1 protein-coding gene is annotated in these 484 nt (G+C 41.1%); it reads left to right on the forward strand.

The window, feature by feature from the left end; all coding sequences use genetic code 11:
• A partial coding sequence (locus tag H4I94_RS16200; RefSeq protein ID WP_261183731.1) for a TolC family protein occupies window positions 1-484 on the forward strand: 484 nt, incomplete at both ends.

Here is a 484-nt window from a genome sequence, read left to right on the forward strand (position 1 = left end):
GTATCGCGCAAGTAGATGTGAATCGCGCACGTTTAAGTCATGCTGAAAATATCCGTCTTTTTAGACAGGCCGACTTACAGGTACAAGTGGCAACCCAACAATTATCAAATTTATGGGGAACCTCTGATAAGTCATTGAAGGTAAACCTCTCTTCGCAAAAGCTTTGGCCAAAATCGACTCATGGGCAGGTTCAAGAATATTTAGCGGATAACTACATTGAGAAATATCGGATTTTACAGGTGTTAGAGTCTCAAGCAACGGTTGATCAGCTGAAAGCAAAGTCACGTCCTAATCCTACTTTAAACCTGGGCGTTAACCGCACCCAATCCTTGGATAACTCAACACAAAATCAACTGGTGGTTGGAGTCAGTGTACCGCTCAATATTTTCGATCGTCAGCAAAATGGCATAAAAATCGCGCAAGAAAAAATGAACTTATTAGAGCGTCAGAAAGACTTTTATCTAAAGCAAAATGCGCTGCAAAT

This window comes from Acinetobacter sp. T_3_1, from assembly GCF_025377055.1.
Taxonomy (GTDB): domain Bacteria; phylum Pseudomonadota; class Gammaproteobacteria; order Pseudomonadales; family Moraxellaceae; genus Acinetobacter; species Acinetobacter kookii.